The organism is Allopusillimonas ginsengisoli (genome assembly GCF_004153455.1).
GTDB classification, from domain to species: domain Bacteria; phylum Pseudomonadota; class Gammaproteobacteria; order Burkholderiales; family Burkholderiaceae_B; genus Allopusillimonas; species Allopusillimonas ginsengisoli.
The window spans coordinates 43,423-58,996 of the sequence record NZ_SDQE01000007.1; the positions used below are offsets into that span (position 1 = coordinate 43,423).

Annotated in this window: 16 protein-coding genes; 3 read left to right on the forward strand and 13 right to left on the reverse strand. The window is 57.1% G+C overall.

Features of this window, described 5'->3' with window-relative positions; all coding sequences use genetic code 11:
- Nucleotides 1–55: 55 nt before the first annotated feature.
- Both ERE07_RS13345 and ERE07_RS13350 read right to left on the reverse strand, forming a co-directional pair.
- Nucleotides 56–343 carry an RnfH family protein gene (locus tag ERE07_RS13345; protein ID WP_245153703.1) on the reverse strand — a complete coding sequence of 96 codons (288 nt, stop codon included), beginning with the start codon at nucleotides 341–343 and terminating at the stop codon, nucleotides 56–58.
- Between the two features lie 70 nt (nucleotides 344–413).
- Entirely contained in the window at nucleotides 414–848 is a 435-nt protein-coding gene (locus ERE07_RS13350; RefSeq protein WP_130009527.1) for a type II toxin-antitoxin system RatA family toxin, read from the reverse strand.
- A 57-nt stretch (nucleotides 849–905) separates the two neighbouring features.
- Here ERE07_RS13350 and smpB point away from each other — a divergent pair, with 57 nt between their 5' ends.
- Nucleotides 906–1,364, forward strand: a complete 459-nt coding sequence (smpB, locus tag ERE07_RS13355) for an SsrA-binding protein SmpB (RefSeq protein WP_130009529.1) — start codon at nucleotides 906–908, stop codon at nucleotides 1,362–1,364.
- Between the two features lie 18 nt (nucleotides 1,365–1,382).
- Here the strand turns inward: smpB and ERE07_RS22045 are convergent, their stop codons facing one another.
- From ERE07_RS22045 to ERE07_RS13385, 6 genes are all read right to left on the reverse strand, one after another.
- Nucleotides 1,383–2,108, reverse strand: a complete 726-nt coding sequence (locus ERE07_RS22045; protein ID WP_245153704.1) for a methylated-DNA--[protein]-cysteine S-methyltransferase — start codon at nucleotides 2,106–2,108, stop codon at nucleotides 1,383–1,385.
- Nucleotides 2,109–2,167: 59 nt separating this feature from the next.
- The gene (locus ERE07_RS13365; protein ID WP_130009531.1) at nucleotides 2,168–3,475 is read right to left on the reverse strand and encodes an NAD(P)/FAD-dependent oxidoreductase; all 1,308 of its coding nucleotides are present in this window, start codon (nucleotides 3,473–3,475) and stop codon (nucleotides 2,168–2,170) included.
- A 169-nt stretch (nucleotides 3,476–3,644) separates the two neighbouring features.
- Nucleotides 3,645–4,574: a fumarylacetoacetate hydrolase family protein gene (locus ERE07_RS13370; protein ID WP_130009533.1), complete on the reverse strand. Its 930-nt coding sequence runs from the start codon at nucleotides 4,572–4,574 to the stop codon at nucleotides 3,645–3,647.
- A 38-nt stretch (nucleotides 4,575–4,612) separates the two neighbouring features.
- Nucleotides 4,613–5,611: a Bug family tripartite tricarboxylate transporter substrate binding protein gene (locus tag ERE07_RS13375; protein WP_167670893.1), complete on the reverse strand. Its 999-nt coding sequence runs from the start codon at nucleotides 5,609–5,611 to the stop codon at nucleotides 4,613–4,615.
- A 67-nt stretch (nucleotides 5,612–5,678) separates the two neighbouring features.
- Nucleotides 5,679–6,755: a mandelate racemase/muconate lactonizing enzyme family protein gene (locus ERE07_RS13380; RefSeq protein ID WP_167670895.1), complete on the reverse strand. Its 1,077-nt coding sequence runs from the start codon at nucleotides 6,753–6,755 to the stop codon at nucleotides 5,679–5,681.
- 51 nt (nucleotides 6,756–6,806) lie between these two features.
- Nucleotides 6,807–7,703, reverse strand: a complete 897-nt coding sequence (locus tag ERE07_RS13385; RefSeq protein WP_245153705.1) for a TauD/TfdA dioxygenase family protein — start codon at nucleotides 7,701–7,703, stop codon at nucleotides 6,807–6,809.
- Between the two features lie 90 nt (nucleotides 7,704–7,793).
- Between ERE07_RS13385 and ERE07_RS13390 the strand changes: the two genes are divergently transcribed.
- Nucleotides 7,794–8,708 (forward strand): LysR family transcriptional regulator, encoded by a 915-nt coding sequence (locus tag ERE07_RS13390; protein WP_130009538.1) that lies wholly within the window; start codon nucleotides 7,794–7,796, stop codon nucleotides 8,706–8,708.
- A 102-nt stretch (nucleotides 8,709–8,810) separates the two neighbouring features.
- Here ERE07_RS13390 and ppsA read toward each other — a convergent pair whose 3' ends face one another.
- Nucleotides 8,811–11,177 (reverse strand): phosphoenolpyruvate synthase, encoded by a 2,367-nt coding sequence (gene ppsA / locus ERE07_RS13395; protein WP_130009539.1) that lies wholly within the window; start codon nucleotides 11,175–11,177, stop codon nucleotides 8,811–8,813.
- 169 nt (nucleotides 11,178–11,346) lie between these two features.
- Here ppsA and ppsR point away from each other — a divergent pair, with 169 nt between their 5' ends.
- A complete protein-coding gene (gene ppsR, locus ERE07_RS13400) occupies nucleotides 11,347–12,180 on the forward strand; it encodes a posphoenolpyruvate synthetase regulatory kinase/phosphorylase PpsR (protein WP_130009540.1) in 834 nt (277 codons plus the stop codon).
- Here the strand turns inward: ppsR and ERE07_RS13405 are convergent.
- From ERE07_RS13405 to lpxA, 4 genes are read right to left on the reverse strand one after another with little or no spacing between them, the layout of a single operon-like run.
- The gene (locus ERE07_RS13405) at nucleotides 12,177–12,968 is read right to left on the reverse strand and encodes a TrmH family RNA methyltransferase (RefSeq protein WP_130009541.1); all 792 of its coding nucleotides are present in this window, start codon (nucleotides 12,966–12,968) and stop codon (nucleotides 12,177–12,179) included. The two genes, ppsR and ERE07_RS13405, sit on opposite strands and share 4 nt — an antisense overlap.
- Nucleotides 12,965–13,534, reverse strand: a complete 570-nt coding sequence (rnhB, locus tag ERE07_RS13410) for a ribonuclease HII (protein ID WP_130009667.1) — start codon at nucleotides 13,532–13,534, stop codon at nucleotides 12,965–12,967. Before rnhB ends, ERE07_RS13405 begins: the two co-directional genes overlap by 4 nt.
- Nucleotides 13,535–13,583: 49 nt before the next feature.
- Entirely contained in the window at nucleotides 13,584–14,783 is a 1,200-nt protein-coding gene (lpxB, locus tag ERE07_RS13415; protein ID WP_130009542.1) for a lipid-A-disaccharide synthase, read from the reverse strand.
- On the reverse strand, nucleotides 14,780–15,574 hold the full coding sequence (gene lpxA / locus ERE07_RS13420) for an acyl-ACP--UDP-N-acetylglucosamine O-acyltransferase (protein WP_130009543.1): 795 nt from the start codon (nucleotides 15,572–15,574) through the stop codon (nucleotides 14,780–14,782). Before lpxA ends, lpxB begins: the two co-directional genes overlap by 4 nt.

Consider the following 15,574-nt stretch of genomic DNA (forward strand, 5'->3'; position numbering starts at 1 on the left):
GCGCTGCCGATTAATTATAGTGGTCTACCATAGCGCGCTTGGGCGAGGATTTATGTCATGTGCGCGACAATCGGCTTTTTCTGTGCTGAGCGCGCCGGCGACGCGATTCCATGGGGTCGAAGTCCAGTGGACGATAGATTTCCACCCGATCGCCCTCGGAAAGCGGATGGTCTCTGCTGCATCGCTGCCCAAAAATACCTGCCTTGAGATCGGCCATGTCGTAGTCGGGGAATTGCTGCGCAAAGCCGCTGCGGTCTATCGCCTGCCCCAGGGTGGCGTCTGGCCCCATCCGCATCTCCACAGCCCAGACTTCATCCGGCCCCTGTGCGAAAATGACTTGCACGGTGATGCCGCGGCTGTCAGTGGCTGTTGCGTGATTTGGCCTTGCAGGATTTTCGCCGGCACCAGAGGTTTCAGCCGCCATATAATGCCTGGGCTCGCTGCGTGAAAGAGTCGATGAAACTGGTGGCGATGCGATTGAAAATGGGGCCGACCACCGCTTCCAGCGTACGGCTGGAAAACGCGTATTCCATTGTGTAGGATACTTTACAGGCATCGGCGGCCAACTCCTGGAACGCCCAGGTACCCTTGAGCTGAGAAAATGGGCCATCAACAAGATTAACCGTAATCAACTCCGGATAATCATGCTCATTGCGGGTGGTGAAAGTCTGACGTATCCCGGCAATGCTGATCGTCACAGAGGCTTCCATGCCCTTTTCATCTTTTCGGTGTACCGTAGTGCCTCCACACCACGGCATGAATTCTGGATATTTTTCAACGTCGGCAACCAGGTCGAACATCTGGCCGCGACTGTGCGGGACGAGAACTGAGCGTTGTACTTTATGCATCGAGCCGTGTTAATAGATAGAATGTAGCGATTTTAGCCTCTATAGGCATATTGATTCATGAGCATTGTCGATAACCGCAAAGCAACGCACGATTACTTCATCGAAGACCGCTTCGAAGCGGGACTCGTGCTCGAAGGCTGGGAAGTCAAAGCCATACGTGCGGGTCACGTGCAGCTCAAGGAAAGCTACGTCATCGTGCGCGGTGGCGAGCTCTGGATATTGGGCATGCATATCAGCCCGCTTCCCACCGCTTCAACACACATACATCCGAACGCTACCCGCACGCGCAAGCTGCTTCTGAAGGCCGAAGAGATCAGCAAGCTGATCGGCAAAGTGGAGCAGCGCGGCTACACGCTGGTGCCGCTCAATCTGCATTACAAGAATGGCCGCATCAAGCTGGATTTTGGCCTGGGGCGTGGCAAGAAACTGCACGACAAGCGAGACACGGCACGCGACAAGGACTGGCAACGAGAAAAAGAGCGCATCATGAAACATGATACGCGCAACAAGGCCTGATTTCGCCATCAGGGCGCATCAGCCTACCTCAAAGCCTTCGAGCTCCAGCAGGGCCACCTTGCGTTCCAGGCCGCTACTGTAGCCATTCAACTGACCCGAGCTCGCCAGCACCCGATGGCACGGCACAATAATGGTGACGGGATTCTGCCCTACCGCCGCGCCCACCGGGCGGCCATGATGGCGCGTCATGCCCGCCGCCACGGCAACATCGCCGTACGACACATACTCGCCGTATGGAATGCCAAGCAGCGCCTGCCAGACCCGCTGCTGGAACGGCGTGCCGTCCAACTGGAGAGGCACGGAAAAAACGCGGCGCGAGCCTTCAAAATATTCACCCAGTTCCGCGCCTGCCTGGGCAAAGATATCTTGCACATTCAAAGGCGTATCCGCCTGCAGAAGTTCAAGCGTTCCGGCCTGATCATCCTGTCCAGTGTTGGCGCCACCCCCGGCTGTCTTGGACAGCGTTTGCCGGGCATACCGCATGCAGGCCTGATTGCCGGCTGTTCGCGCGAGGTTTTCCTCGCCGAACAGATCCGGTTCGAGTGCGCGGCGGCGTGCGTGAAGGCTGCGGATCGGACGGCCATTCAAGTCGCCTGCGGCAGGGCTGGCGTGCTGCGGTGGCCGCACGCCAGGCACACTGGGGCAATCTTTCTGGCCGACAAAGTACAACCCTGCAAGTCCCGTGCCTCGGGAACAGAGCAATATGCGGCCCAGTGGCGACTCCAGCCGCGCATGAAACTCCATCGTCCGACTCCTGTGCTCTCAAAAGGTCAGCCATAGCGCCTTGGCTGGCGAATATGGAATCAGTGCAGCTTGACCCTCGGTGCTCCGCGCTTGAGCAGCAGCCGGCCCAGGGCCATGGAACCGGTGCGCAAAGGCCCCAGCACTGCCATGTGATGCATCAAGTGTAGACTCATATACATCCATCGCGCGAGCAGGCCCTCGACAAACCAGCTCTTGCCCTTGAGCACACCCATCAGGCTGCCCACGCCGCGCGTGTGCCCAACAGAAACAAGCGAGCCATAATCGCGAAAACGAAAGTGCTCCTGAGGCTCGCTCTCCCCCTTGATGCGGGCACGCAGAACAGGTCTGAGAAAAGAGGCCTGTTGATGCGCTACCTGGGCACGTGCCGGCAACGATCTGCTTTCACCCGCCCAGGGCGCCTGTGCACAATCGCCCAATGCAAAGATGTCAGGGTCGGCCGTACGCATGCGCTCATCGACGACAATCTGATGCAGGCGGTTGGTTTCCAGGCCCAGTGTTGTCAGGAAAACCGGCGCCTCTATGCCCGCCGCCCATACACACAAGTCGGCCGGGTAGCGATTGCCTTCGCTATCGACCAGCCCATCAGCCTCTACAGCAGCAACCTTGACCGAGGTCTTGACGGATACGCCGCGCGTCACAAGCAGCGCCTGAGCGGTGGCGGAAAGCTTTTCGGGCAAGGCGGACAAAATGCGATCGGCCCCTTCGAGCAGCGTTATGCGAACATCGCGCTCGGGGTCCAGCTCGTTCAGGCCGTAGTACACCAGACCGGCCATCGCTTCAAGCAATTCGGCGGCCAGTTCAACGCCGGTCGCACCGCCTCCCACAATGGCAATATTGAGAATTTGCGGTGTGCCCGTCGTCTTTTTGCGATTGAGCGTAACCAGCTCATTGAGCAGGCGCTGCCGAAAACGCTCGGCCTCGGCCGTTGAATCCAACGCAAGCGCATATTGCGCGGCACCTGGCGTGCCAAAAAAATTGGACTTGCTGCCTACGGCCATGATCAAGGTACCGTAGGCGAGTGTCCTGACCGGAAACACTTCTTCTCCGGCGGCGTCGACGACGGCGCTGAGCGTCAACTGATGGGCTTCGCGATCCAGCCCTTGAAGCTCGCCATGCATGAATGTGAATCCGCAGTCGCGGGCCAGCATGAAATAAGAAAGGTCTTCGCGATGTATGTCCAGTGTTCCCGCCGCGACTTCATGCAAGGAAGGCTTCCAGATGTGACTGTCTGCCTTGTCGACAAGCACAATGTGCTCAGGGCCGAATTCGCGGCCCAGTTTTGCGGCAAGCTCCAGGCCTCCGGCACCTCCTCCGACGATGACAACTTTGTGCTTGTCGTGACTCATGCTGCTTCTCCATAACGCTGTGAGAAAGCATGTTACCTTAATCCATACTGCCTATAAGCCTAAATAAGGCCTGACAAAAAACAGGTGACATTGCGACATCCGCGTCCATTGACGCTTGCGCCCGCTCTGCTGGCAAGCACCCGGCAGAGGGCAACAGGAAAATTCGATCTCAAGCGCTCGTGCGCCCTGGAACTTGCCCAGTGCGCTCGCCCTCATCGCAAATGGGGTTCCTCAGGTGGCCGATACCTTCGATAGCTACCTCCACCGTATCTCCGTGACGCATCCAGATGGGTGGTCGACGAGCGGAACCGACACCTGCTGGCGTACCCATTGCAATCACGTCGCCAGGAAAGAGGGTCATGCACCGGGATAGCATTGCAATGGCCTCAGCCACTGTAAACACCATATTGGCCGTGTTGTCCTGCTGCAAGATCTTGCCATTCAGACGGGTACTTATTTTCAGTCCGGACGCGCCTGGAGGCATCTCATCAGCGGTGACAATGACCGGGCCAAAAGCGCCCGTAGCGTCGAAGTTCTTGCCTATTGTCCATTGCGAGGTCTTGTGCTGAAAGTCTCTAATACTGCCATCGTTAAAGCACGAGTAACCGCCGACATATGAAAGTGCTTCTTCGGGTGCGGCGTGCCTGCAGCGTTGCCCCATGATTACGGCAAGCTCCGCCTCGTAATCGAGCTGTTCGGAACACGCCGGGCGCACAATGGGCTGGCCAGCACCAATCAGGGAATCAGCGGTGCGAAGGAAAAAGCTGGGATATTCAGGTTTCTCATGGCCACTTTCCGCCGCATGGTCAAAATAGTTGAGCCCCAGACAAATGATTTTTCCTGGTCTGGATAACGGTGGAAGTAGTTGCACCTCATCCAGTGGCAGCGATACAGCCTGGCTCCCGGCTGTCACAGCATCGACGATATCCTGACGACCGCGCACAGACATCTCAAGCAGGTCAGTGACACTCAACTGGGCGAAGGGAGTGCCGGTCAAAGGAAACAAGGTTCGATCATTCAGAACGAATCCCACACACGCATCAGATTCATGATGAAAAGTTACAATACGCAAAACAGCCTCACAAAAAACACAAGTCATTCACACTGAAAGCCCGGGTATTTCACACTACATGCTGATTATTCAAGCGCCACGCGGGATTCCCGGACAATATCAGTCCAGCGTTTGATATCCTGCTCGAGAAAGACGCCAAATTCCTTCATGGGTAAGGGAGACAGCAGGCTTCCCTGCTTCAAGATGGTTTCACTGATCGCCGGGTCCTTCAGAATTTCCATGACGTTGCGGCTCAGTGTCTCGCGAATGGCTTCTGGCGTTCCTGCCGGTGCCAGCAATCCCACCCACGTCAGGACCGCCAAGTCATTGAGCCCCTGTTCTTTCATCGTCGGAACATCCGGGAAAACATCCATACGCTCTGGCGTGCTTGTCGCGATGGCGCGCACGCGCCCCTTTTCAAGATAGGGGCCGACCAGCATAGGGTTGGCAAACATAAGCTGTATCCGCTCGGCAACCACATCGTTGAGCGCGGGCGAACCGCCCTGATAAGGAACATGCAGCCAGTTCAGGGCATACCGCTGCTTGAACTGTTCGCTCAGAATGTTCTGAACGGACCCCACCCCGGTCGATGCGTAGTTCATGGATTGCGGATGCTGCTTACTGTATTCAATCAAACCGTGCACATCCTTCACGGGCAAGTCGGGAGAAACGGTCAGGACAAACGCAGTTTCACTAATGCGTGCGACCGGGTCGAAATCCGCCATGACAAAAGGCACTTTCGCATCCACGGCGGGGCTGATAATTGCATTGGCGCCGCTCATCAAAAGTGTGTACCCATCAGGTTTGGCCTTTGCAGCCATATTTGTTCCGATCACGCCAGACCCGCCGGCGCGATTGACCACAATAACGGATTTACCCAGTTTCTTGGCCAGCTCTGAACCAATCAGCCGCGCAAGCGCATCGATAGCGCCTCCGGCTGGATAGGCCACGATGATCTCTATATTGCGTTCCGGATATTGGCCGACACTGCCAGTGGATGCCATGGCCGGCAGAACGAACGCAGAGCAGGATGCCAGTAGTGCGACACCAAGCGCGCGTTTAGCATGGATGAATTTTGCGAACATAACTTGTCTCCTTTCTGTTGTATCTTGAATCACGACGCAGCGAAGCGAGCCCGCCCCAGGCGGCATGCTATTGAGCGGTCAGTACGTCTCGTATCACTGTCACGGCATCGAGTGCCGCATCATCGACTTGCGGCCAATATCCCTTGGGAATCACCATTTCGCCTTCCTCGACACAAAGCGGGTTCTTGAAAAGACTTCGGCCCAGTTTCAAATATCCGTTCATTTCTCCCGCGTTACGTATACAGCGCGTGGCCACACAGGCTTCCGCCCAGCAGGCAATGTCGGTGGCGACGCCGTCGCCCAACACCGGCTCCATACCCTGATCCCTGATGTACTGCAGAGCGTTGACGAGCATGCCGGGACTGCCGACCTTCTTGAGTTTGAGCTTGACGAACCCAACCCCTTCCAGCGGGCCGCATCGGGCAATATCCTCAATGCTGTAAATGGACTCGTCCAGCATCAGCGGTACCGTGGAACACATGCCTATCTCCGCATGGGCTGCCCACTCATCAGAACCGCAGGGCTGTTCAAACAGCTCTATCCCTTCGGGATGAAGACGGCTCGCGACTGCCTTGCCGGCGCCCAGGTCATAGCCACGATTGGCATCGAGCCTGAGCATCGCCCTGCCACGCACAATTTGCTGGATCTTTTCTATGCGGGCCAGATCCTGCTGCCAATCGAATCCTATCTTGATCTTCAATGTCCGATAGCCTGCTGCAAGCAATTGCTCTATTTCCTGCCTCATCGCTGCCGGTTCATGCGCATTGACGGGAGCCAGCAGCGGAATGCGCAGGTTTTCATCAATCCGCAGTATTGGGGCCTCTTCCATCATGTCCAGCGCACTGAGCATTGCGCTGGCACCACCCGGATGTCTGCTTGCGGCGTCGAGCAACATGTCTTTGGCCGCTGCCGGCCTTTCGCCAAGCATCGCCATTGCGGCGCCTCTGCAAAACTGCCAGGAATCCTCTACCGTTTCAGCGGTATAGCCGGGTGCGATCAACGCCTCGCCCCATCCATGGCCTCCGTCGTCGTTGCGTATGCAAACAACAATGGGATCAAATGCATGAATCGCTCTTGTAGAGACAACATAAGGCTGCTTCAGCGGCGCATTAAGCCGCCGTAGCACTACTTCTTGAATGGTCATGAAGTTGTTCGTCGAATTGAATTGAAGTTGGTCGCCGATTCCAATCATGGATCAGTTCAGCGGGCGATGAACGGGCTCACCGGAAATTTGCGTGCGTATCATCAATCGCCGCGCAGCATCGTCGAAAGCGTCTCGACGATGCATAGTGCAGCGGTTATCCCACATCACCAGGTCCCCTGGCTTCCATGTCTGCGACCAGGCCAACGCAGGATTGGTCGCGTGCGCCCACAAATCATCCAGCAGCGCTTCGCTTTCTTCCAAAGGAAGGCCCACAACATACGCGTTCTGCCGCCGCCCCAGAAAGAGGCATTTTCGTTGAGTTTCAGGATGCACTCTGACCAATGGATGCACGGCGCCGACAGTTTCACGAGGATCATCAACTTGCTTGAAGCCCAAACGCAGTTCGCCGGCGCTGTTATGGCTTGCGTCATGGAGACAGGTCAGCCTGTCCACACGCGCTTTGAGCGCCGCAGGCAGTGTCTCGTATGCCGTATACATGTTCAGAAAATGAGTATTGCCTCCCGACTCGGGTACTTCCAGGCTATATAGACATGCAGCTTTGGGAGGATTCGTGGCATAACTCATATCGGTATGCCAGACAGCCTCGCCCGCCCCCAGCCCGCCAATACTTTGGCCACCGATCTGGATGTTCGAGATTGTGGTGATTTCCGGAAATGCGGAGGCCGGCCCAACGGCCCGTGTTCGCGTTCCGATGGGACGGGAATCCAATGCTCCAAACTGTTTTGAGAATCGGATGAGCTCCTCAGGCGACAGCCTTTCCTGCCCCCTGAACCTCAACACCAGATACTGCCCCCACAAGTCATTGATAGCTTGCAGTGCTTCCGCCGACATTGGCTTTGAAATATCCACGCCAGTCACCTGCGCCGCCAAGTGTTCCCCAAGTGGCTGGGCGATGATTTGAGCGGTTACCCCTTCTGCGTTCTCCACCTTCCTCTCCCTGAGTACGAGTTCGATACTTGAAAAGTATAGGTTTTGTATTATCATTAATTATCATTAATACTTAAACACTTATATCTAATGCTGATAGATATTCTAAGACGGCGCATCCGTATCAGAGATCTCGAAGTATTTCTCATGCTCGCTGCCAATCTAAACTTCAGCAAAGCCTCTGAAGCGCTCCATATATCCCAGTCAGCGTTAAGCGCAGCAATACAAGGGCTTGAAGAGACCCTATCGACTCGGCTATTCGATCGCAGCACACGCGTGGTCGAATTGACCCCTGCCGGCAAGGTGCTGCAAAAAGAGGCTGAGGAGCTGCTGGCCCATTTTGATTATTCAATCCAGCGGGTACAGGATTTCGTCAGCGGCGCACAGGGACGTTTACACATTGCCGCCTCGCCCTCTGTCATGGCCGGGCTGCTGCCGTCCGCCCTGAACAGATTCGGTGAAACTTATCCTGGCGTCAGTGTGGAGGTACGCGAAGAAGTGCACGCCTCATGCATTCATCTGGTGCGGGCAAGGAAAGTGGATCTCGCATTGACACCGGGTCGGCAAGACTTCGACGATCTTTGCCAGACCAGACTGTTCAACGATCACCTGGTGGTGCTCTGTTCGCCAAACCATGCTTTTGCCAAGCAAGACAAGGTGAAGTGGACCAGCATCGTCAAGGAGCGGATCATCGCGGTAAAAAAAGAAAGCAGTGTCAGGCAGATTGTTGAAACCGCCTTCGCACGTTATGCCAGAGAACTTCAACCCGCTTTCGAGGTAGAGCGCGCTACATCAGCCATGAGCTTTGCTGCCGCAAACCTGGGGGTCGCAATCATGCCACTGTCATTGGTGAACTACGCAGATAAGCAATACGTTGTGCATCGGATGATCGACGCGCCCGATGCGGTGCGCGTCATCTGCGCGATCCGTCTCGCCGCCCGCACGCCATCAAGCGCGGCGGAGAACTTCGTGGACCTTTGCGCACGCATGGCGACTACACGCTGAATGCAAAGCGGGCCTGGGTGGCAAAAAAGCCACCCAGGCCCGCAGTGGTGTCCGTCATGCGCGACATCGCGTGACGGATCACTTTAACTCCCTGGCGGCGAATTATTCGCGCGCCAGACGCTGCCAGGTATCCACTACCGTATCCGGATTCAGTGACATGGACAGAATGCCTTCTTTCTGTAGCCACTTTGCCAGATCCGGATGATCGCTGGGGCCCTGCCCGCAAATACCCACGTACTTGCCGGCCTTCAGGCAAGCCTGAATCGAACGGCGCAGCATGAACTGCACTGCTTCGTCGCGCTCGTCGAAATCCGCGGCCAGCAATTCCATGCCAGAATCCCGATCAAGGCCCAGCGTAAGCTGGGTCATGTCGTTGGAACCGATGGAAAAACCATCGAAATACTCCAGAAACTGATCGGCCAGGATGGCGTTGGACGGCACCTCGCACATCATGATCACGCGCAAACCGTTTTCCCCGCGAGCCAGGCCATTGTGCGCCAGCAAATCGACCACTCGGCTGGCCTGCGACAAAGTGCGCACAAAGGGCACCATGATCTCGACATTGGTCAGGCCCATGTCGTCTCGTACTTTCTTGAGCGCTTCGCATTCCATGCGGAAACACTCTTCGAACTCTTCAGAGATATAACGCGACGCACCCCGGAAACCCAGCATCGGGTTTTCTTCTTCAGGCTCATAGCGCGAGCCGCCGACGAGCTTGCGATATTCGTTCGACTTGAAGTCCGACAAACGCACGATAACCGGTTTGGGATAGAACGCCGCTGCCAGGGTGGCGATGCCTTCGGCGAGTTTTTCGACAAAAAACGCGCGCGGGCTGGCGTAGCCTCGCGCCGCCGACTCAACCGCCAGCTTGAGTTCGCCGTCCACATTGGGATAGTCGAGCACCGCCTTGGGGTGCACATTTATATTGTTGTTGATGATGAACTCGAGACGCGCAAGCCCCACGCCGTTATTGGGGATCTGCGAAAAATCGAAGGCCAGCTGAGGGTTCCCGACGTTCATCATGATCTTGACATCGATGGCCGGCATTTCACCCCAGCGTACCTCTTCGATTTCGGTTTCGATCAGGCCGTCATAGATGCGGCCTTCGTCGCCTTCGGCGCAGGATACAGTGACTTCACGGCCATTCGCCAACACGTCCGTTGCATTGGCGCAACCCACCACGGCCGGGATGCCGAGTTCGCGAGCAATAATGGCCGCATGGCAAGTACGCCCTCCGCGATTGGTGACGATGGCCGAAGCCAGCTTCATGACGGGCTCCCAGTTGGGGTCGGTCATGTCGGTAACCAGAATGTCGCCCGCCTTGACTTGATCCATCTCGGATATATCGCCCACGACACGGACGCGACCTGAGCCGATTTTCTGGCCGATCGCGCGGCCGGTAATCAGGATGTCGCCGGTAGCCTTGAGCCGATAACGCTCCTGCACGTCGTTGTGGCCCAGCTGCGATTTGACCGTTTCGGGCCGTGCCTGCAGGATATACAGTTTGCCATCCACACCATCGCGACCCCATTCGATATCCATGGGACGCTGATAGTGTTTTTCGATGATGACAGCGTAGCGGGCCAGCTCAATGATTTCGTCGTCGGTCAGCGAATAGCGGTTTCGCTCGGATACCGGCACATCGACTGTGCGGACCGCGTGGCCAGAGGTGCGTTCAGGGTCGAACTCCATTTTGATCAGCTTGGAGCCGATGCGACGGCTGATGATCGGATAGTGACCCGTCGCCAACGTGGCTTTGAACACATAAAACTCGTCTGGGTTTACGGCGCCCTGGACCACGGTTTCACCCAGGCCATAAGACGATGTGATGAAGACCACATCGCTAAAGCCTGATTCGGTGTCCAGAGTGAACATGACGCCAGCGCTGCCACAGTCGGAACGCACCATGCGCTGGATACCAGCGGACAGTGCAACCTCTGCGTGAGCGTAGCCTTTGTGCACACGGTAGGAAATGGCCCGATCGTTGTAAAGCGAGGCGAAAACGTGCTTGACCTTATCCAGGACATCGTCGATACCGACAACGTTCAGGAAGGTTTCCTGTTGGCCTGCAAAGGACGCATCGGGAAGATCTTCGGCGGTGGCAGAGGATCGTACGGCGAAACTGCCTTTCCCGTCGGCATCGAGCTCCGCAAACGCAACGCGTATGGCTTGCTCGAAATCCGCAGGCAGGGGCGTATCAATAATCCATTGCCGGATTTCCGCGCCAGCGTTGGCCAGCTCTCGCACGTCTTCGGAATTGAGCGTTTCGAGACGATGTGCAATACGCTGATCCAGGCCTGTTGCCTGCAGGAATTCACGAAAGGCCTGCGCCGTGGTGGCAAATCCACCTGGAACCCGGACACCGGCTTCGGCCAACTGGCTGATCATTTCACCTAGTGATGCGTTTTTTCCTCCTACCGAGTCTACGTCCGTCATGCGGAGTTGCTCGAAAGACACTACATAAGACATGAAGTCACCTTTGACAATATAAAAAAGCGTGTTTGCTCAACGCACCCAAGCAACGGAATTGACGTTGCACCCGTGCGCTGAGCAAACCAGCCTTGCCTGCTGGTACGGTGACTGTTAACCTTTCGCGATTGTACCGTTTCTGGTCGCCTCTGCGCTTGCATTTCTCCTCATGTCCGAAAACACCATCGAACACACCGTATTTGTCGTTTCCGACAGTACAGGCATTACTGCCGAAACCTTCAGCAACTCTGTCCTGTCGCAATTCGAACAGGTGAAGTTCGAGGCCATACGCATTCCTTTTATCGACAGCCCCGAAAAGGCGGAAGCCGCCGCAGCGCGCATCAATCATTGCGCAGCCGAAAAAAACACCCGTCCACTCGTATTCAGTACGTTGGTCAACCCCGTCAGTGCAAACAAGATCAGAGCTGCCAATTGCACCTTTCTAGACCTGTTTGGCACCTTTGTGCAACATATTGAAACCGCCTTGGGCGTCAAGTCCAATCATTCGGTGGGCCGCTCGCATATGGGCGGCCTCAGCAAGCAATACACCAATCGCATCGAAGCCATAAATTTCAGCCTTGCGCATGACGATGGCCAGTTCGTGCATGGGCTGGAACAGGCTGATGTCATCCTGGTTGGCGTCTCGCGTTGCGGCAAAACGCCCACCAGCCTTTATCTGGCCATGCAGTATGCGGTAAAGGCCGCCAATTTCCCGCTCATCCCCGAAGACTTCGACCGAGGTTCGCTGCCCGCAACGCTGCTGCCCTACCGCAAAAAGCTCTTCGGGCTTTCTATCCAGCCCGAACGTCTGGCAGAGGTTCGCAATGAGCGGCGCCCGCAAAGCCAGTACGCCTCGCTCAAGCAGTGCCGGCATGAAGTCGCCGAGGCTGAACGACTGATGCGCATGGAAGACATTCCCTGGCTGTCCACGACCACCCGTTCCATCGAAGAGATCTCCACCAAAGTGCTGGACGAGGTAGGGCTTAACCGCCGCAGTTATTAACGATGGGCGGCGAATGTCTGCCGGCGTTGCTCAAACAGGCAAACACCGGCGGCCACAGCCACATTCAGCGACTCCACGCCCTCTGCCTGTGGAATGAATACCCGCGTTTTTGCCTGAGCCAGCAGTTGCGGCGCCACCCCCTGCCCTTCGTTGCCCAACAGCCATGCACACCGTTCAGGCAGGGCGAGATCGTAAAGCGCAACGGCTTCGTTCAGCGCAGTGGCAATCAACGGTACGGCGAGTCTGTCACAGGCGCCAAGCAGATCTACCCGCTCATGAATTTGCATCACAAAATGCGCACCCTGGGCGCTGCGCAATACTTTCGCCGACCAGGCTGAGGCGGTACCCACAGACAAATAGGCATGCTCTATGCCGACCGCCGCGGCTGTGCGCAACAATGTTCCGACGTTCCCAGGATCCTGGATCCTGTCCAGCCACAGACAAAGGTGATCGATACGATCGGGTACGCCAGGGTTGGGCGGCGTTACCAGAAAATACACACCTTGCCCATGCTCCACCTGCGAAAGATTGCGAGCCAGGCGTTCGTCGCAGGCAATACAGATTGCGGTATCCAGCGATTGAGCCAGCGCCTGGAGTTCTTTGCTTTCTGCCAGCCGCGAGTCATCGAAAATCGCCCGCTCAGGAGGCCCCTGAAACCGGAGCCAGGCCTGACACAGATGCGTACCCTCGAGCAGCACCTGCCGTCCCTCGCCCACGCCGTGCTTGCCCGCCGCCACGCGCGACAAATATTTGAAAACGGCATTGTCTCGAGAGCTAATGTATTTCATAAAATGAGCAGGCGGCGTACAGGGCTGAAGCTGCGACGATGGGCAGGACATGGTCCATGCTGGCGGAGCCGTTCGAGATGCACGGCAGTTCCATAACCCTTATGCTGATCAAATCCATAACAGGGATACTGCTCATGCAGCGTCAAGCAGTCTGCGTCACGGGCGGTCTTGGCCAGGATAGAGGCAGCAGATATCGCCTTGACGGTTGCGTCGCCGCCAATGACGGGTTCGGCTACGCAGGCCAACCCTCTGGGCAGGCAATTGCCGTCGATCAGCGCTTTGTCGGGTTGCATCGACAACCCCTCGCAGGCTCGGCGCATGGCCAGCATGGTCGCCTGAAGGATATTGAGCGTGTCGATTTCGTCGACGCTTGCGCTTGCTACGCACCAGGCCAGGGCCCGCTCGCGTATCAGGTAGCCAAGCTCCTCGCGATGCCCTGCAGTCAGTTTCTTGGAATCATTCAGGCCTCGTATGCGGCGCCCCGGATCCAGTATGACGGCGGCCGCAAATACTGGGCCCGCAAGCGGGCCGCGGCCCGCTTCGTCTATGCCTGCTATACGCATCATATCGCCGGTATTCAAGACACTGAAAAGATCCGGCTGGCGGCCCGGTTGCCTAGCCACGGCCAGCCTGCTCAAGAATAGCCTGCGCTGCCAGCGCAGGCGTATCGCGCAACAGAGACTCGTGAATAAGCCTGAAACGCTCGCCGACCTGATCGGCATAGGCCTTGTCGCTCAACGCCGTCCAGCTCGCTTGCGCGAGCGCATCAGGCGTAGCGTCTTCTTGCAGCAACTCGGGCACGACAAAGTCCTGTGCCAACACATTGGGCAAGCCTACCCATGGCACGCTGGGCCGTGCCTGTCCGGATTTCCATGCCATGATGCGCCGCATTGTGGGCGACAGCACATAAGAAATGACCAGCGGCTTTTTGAACAGGCAGGCCTCCAGCGTTGCTGTACCGCTGGCAGCGAGCACGGCGTCGGCCGCTTCCATGACATTCCAGGCCTGCGGACGCTGCCTGCGCTCGCTGTCGCCCTCTTGAGCGCCACTGTCCTGATCGATAATGCGGCAATGCCGCAACGGAAAGCGCCGCAGTATGTCCTCAAACTCTGCGCGACGGCGGGCATTCACCATGGGTACCAGAAAATGCAGATCGGGATCCTGATGGGACAGTATCTGGGCAGCCTGTAGAAAGCGGGGTGCGAGCAGATTGATTTCCGACGACCGGCTGCCCGGCAGGATGGCCAGCATGCGAACAGACTCATCCAGACCCAGATAGCGCCGGGCTGCCACTTTATCCGGCTGCATAGGGATCACGCCGGCCAGCGGATGTCCAACATAGGTAACCGGAACGCCCTCTTTCTGGTAGATAGCCTCCTCGAAGGGAAACAGTACCAGCATATGTGACACGGCAGCCCGAATCTTGTGAATGCGTTCGTAGCGCCAGGCCCAGATCGATGGGCCGACAAAATGGACGGTGGGCACGCCCGCCTGTTTGAGCTGGTGCTCAAGCCGCAGGTTGAAATCAGGCGCATCGATGCCTACGAAGACATCCGGCTTGTCCCGCATCCAGCGCTTCTTGACATCAAAGTAGGTGGTGAGCAAACCCGGCAGGCGTTTGAAGGCGTCCACGTAGCCGAACACAGTCAGCGCGTCCATGGGATGCCATGCGTCAAGGCCTGCTCGCTTCATGGCGGGGCCGCCTATGCCCTCGCAACCGGCCTGTTGCGCCTGCCGCCGTATGCCCTGTATGACCCTGGCAGCCAGCATGTCGCCAGACGGCTCACCAGCAACCATGCCTATGCGCGGGCTCATGAGCGTGCGATGCCCCGGGTTGAGGCAGCCAGAAAATCCGCCATGATCGTCAGCACCTCATCGGCTTGGGGACGTTCAGTACGCAGATGCCGGATCTGCTCGGTTGCCTCCTCTACCTTGAGGTTGCGGCGAAAAACAAGCTTATAGGCTTCTTTGACAGCCGAAATGGCTTCCTGGCTGTAGCCGCGACGGCTCAAACCTTCGGAGTTCACGCCAACGGGCCGGAAAGGATCGCCGGCGCCGATCACGAAGGGGGGAATATCCTGCCGAATGGAGCTGGTCCCACCTATCATGCTGTGTGCCCCGATACGTACAAACTGGTGCACTGCAGACAAGCCGCCAATAATGGCCCAGTCGCCGATATGAATATGGCCGGCAAGCTGAACACTGTTGGCCATGATGGTGTGGCTGCCTACCTGACAATCGTGGGCAATATGCACGTAAGCCATAATCCAGTTATCGTCGCCCAGACGGGTAACGCCGACATCCTGGGCCGTGCCCGTGCTGATCGTGACATATTCACGAATCGTATTGCCGTCGCCGATTTCCAGGCGTGTCGGCTCGCCTTGGTATTTTTTGTCTTGCGGAATGCCGCCTATGGAGCAAAACCGGTAGAAAGTATTGTTGGCGCCTATGGTAGTGTGGCCATCGATCACACAATGCGGCCCCACGACGGAACCTGGTCCGATGGACACATGCTCGCCTACGATACTGTAGGGCCCTATCGTCACATCATCGGCTATCTTCGCACCAGGCGCTACGATAGCCGTCGGGTGAACACGTTCTGCCAT

Excerpts from the sequence above, each read along its gene's own strand:
- ERE07_RS13350 (WP_130009527.1), bottom strand. The coding sequence starts at position 848 with ATGCATAAAGTACAACGCTCAGTTCTCGTCCCGCACAGTCGCGGCCAG.
- smpB (WP_130009529.1), top strand. The coding sequence starts at position 906 with ATGAGCATTGTCGATAACCGCAAAGCAACGCACGATTACTTCATCGAA.
- ERE07_RS22045 (WP_245153704.1), bottom strand. The coding sequence starts at position 2,108 with ATGGAGTTTCATGCGCGGCTGGAGTCGCCACTGGGCCGCATATTGCTC.
- ERE07_RS13365 (WP_130009531.1), bottom strand. The coding sequence starts at position 3,475 with ATGAGTCACGACAAGCACAAAGTTGTCATCGTCGGAGGAGGTGCCGGA.
- ERE07_RS13370 (WP_130009533.1), bottom strand. The coding sequence starts at position 4,574 with ATGACTTGTGTTTTTTGTGAGGCTGTTTTGCGTATTGTAACTTTTCAT.
- ERE07_RS13375 (WP_167670893.1), bottom strand. The coding sequence starts at position 5,611 with ATGTTCGCAAAATTCATCCATGCTAAACGCGCGCTTGGTGTCGCACTA.
- ERE07_RS13380 (WP_167670895.1), bottom strand. The coding sequence starts at position 6,755 with ATGACCATTCAAGAAGTAGTGCTACGGCGGCTTAATGCGCCGCTGAAG.
- ERE07_RS13390 (WP_130009538.1), top strand. The coding sequence starts at position 7,794 with ATGCTGATAGATATTCTAAGACGGCGCATCCGTATCAGAGATCTCGAA.
- ppsA (WP_130009539.1), bottom strand. The coding sequence starts at position 11,177 with ATGTCTTATGTAGTGTCTTTCGAGCAACTCCGCATGACGGACGTAGAC.
- ppsR (WP_130009540.1), top strand. The coding sequence starts at position 11,347 with ATGTCCGAAAACACCATCGAACACACCGTATTTGTCGTTTCCGACAGT.
- ERE07_RS13405 (WP_130009541.1), bottom strand. The coding sequence starts at position 12,968 with ATGAAATACATTAGCTCTCGAGACAATGCCGTTTTCAAATATTTGTCG.
- rnhB (WP_130009667.1), bottom strand. The coding sequence starts at position 13,534 with ATGATGCGTATAGCAGGCATAGACGAAGCGGGCCGCGGCCCGCTTGCG.
- lpxB (WP_130009542.1), bottom strand. The coding sequence starts at position 14,783 with ATGAGCCCGCGCATAGGCATGGTTGCTGGTGAGCCGTCTGGCGACATG.
- lpxA (WP_130009543.1), bottom strand. The coding sequence starts at position 15,574 with ATGGCAGAACGTGTTCACCCGACGGCTATCGTAGCGCCTGGTGCGAAG.